Here is a 1,493-nt window from a genome sequence, read left to right as displayed (position 1 = left end):
CTGCTGCCCGACACAGAGACTGTCACGCCGTTGTCTGCCGCTCCCAGCGTCACCGTGTTGCCGCTGCCCGCGTTCACGGCCAGGTTCTGACCATTCCTCAGGGTCAGGCTCTCGCCCGTGCCGGTGAGGTTCACATTTTCGAAGCCGCTGAAGGCCACAAGACTGTTGAGGTCGAACGATCCCGACCCGGACAGCACCAGCGTGTCCGTGCCGCTGCCGCCGGTGAGTTGATCACCGGAATTGAGTGTTGCGGCATTCCCAAAAACCGTGGTGTCGGCTGAGGATGCAGGCATCGTGTCGTTTGCCGGCGTGAGATTTATGTAACGTCCGGTGCCGTCGATGAGGACCTCTATCGATCCTTGTGCGAAGATTGTGTCACGCTGGGCGGCAGTGAAATCGAAGCCATTGGCTGCGATGGTGTCTTGACCAAGGCCACCATTGATCTGGAAGGCGGTTGCAGCGCTCGACACTGTAAAGGTGGTGCCGGTGGCATTGCTGCTGGTGAAGTGGACGTCAGTCGCGACGCTCTTGCCGGAAAGATTGACACTGGTGCCTGAGGCTCGCACCTCTCCTGATCCAATGAATTCGTTGAATTGGGATACGGCGCCTTCTGCGGCAACAACCGCGGCGTTCAAAAGATATAAATCGGGAACGCCACTGATTGTGGCCCCGGAGAGATCGTAGACGCCGCTTCCGCCATAAACCTGGACGCTGCCGCTTGAATTCCCGCTGCCCTGGATGACGTCGCCCGCGTGGAATTGTGAAGGATCAACGGCGACATAGGCGCTGTTGGCATTATTGGAGCTATAGATCTGATATGTGCCAGTCGAAAGGAAGAAGTTGTCGGTCCCTTGATCGTAGATTGTGGCTGACCCGCTCGAGAGGTAGTAAAGGCCGATGTGACCAAGCCCGCTTTGGTCGTCGTAAATTGTGGTCGAGCCCGAGCCCAGATAAACATGGTTGAAGGATCCGGCCCCGATGTGAGCTGTAACCGTGCCCGCACCAAACGTGAGCGTCWMATTGCCGAAGCCGGTGGTGTGGAGCGTCCCGCTGAACGCACTGGACAGGGTGAACGAGGTTGCTCCATTGGTCGCCAGTTCAATATCGTCGAAGCCGCTGAAGTGGGCCAGGCTGTTGAGGTCGAACGATCCCGACCCGGAGAGCACCAGCGTGTCGGTGCCGCTGCCGCCGGTGAGTTGATCCCCGGTGTTCAGCGTCGCCCCTGCGCCGATCGTCGCGTTGACAGTGTTCGTGCCGCCGGCAAAAGCGATCGTGTCATTGCCGGTCCCCAGCGTCACCGTGTTGCCGCTGCCCGCGTTCACGGCCAGGTTCTGACCATTCCTCAGGGTCAGGCTCTCGCCCGTGCCGGTGAGGTTCACATTTTCGAAGCCGCTGAAGGCCACAAGACTGTTGAGGTCGAACGATCCCGACCCGGACAGCACCAGCGTGTCCGTGCCGCTGCCGCCGGTGAGTTGATCACCGGAATTGAGTGT

Annotated in this window: 1 protein-coding gene; it reads right to left on the bottom strand. The window is 59.7% G+C overall.

Annotated features, from left to right (window positions below):
• Nucleotides 1-1,493, bottom strand: a 1,493-nt coding sequence (locus AC1D2G_RS34385; protein WP_477419639.1) for a beta strand repeat-containing protein, incomplete at both ends; no start/stop codon positions are given.

The sequence above is a fragment of the Mesorhizobium sp. P2_C7 genome (assembly GCF_056404515.1).
The sequence above is the reverse complement of the archived record's forward strand: the minus strand, read 5'-3'. Positions and strand labels throughout refer to the sequence as shown.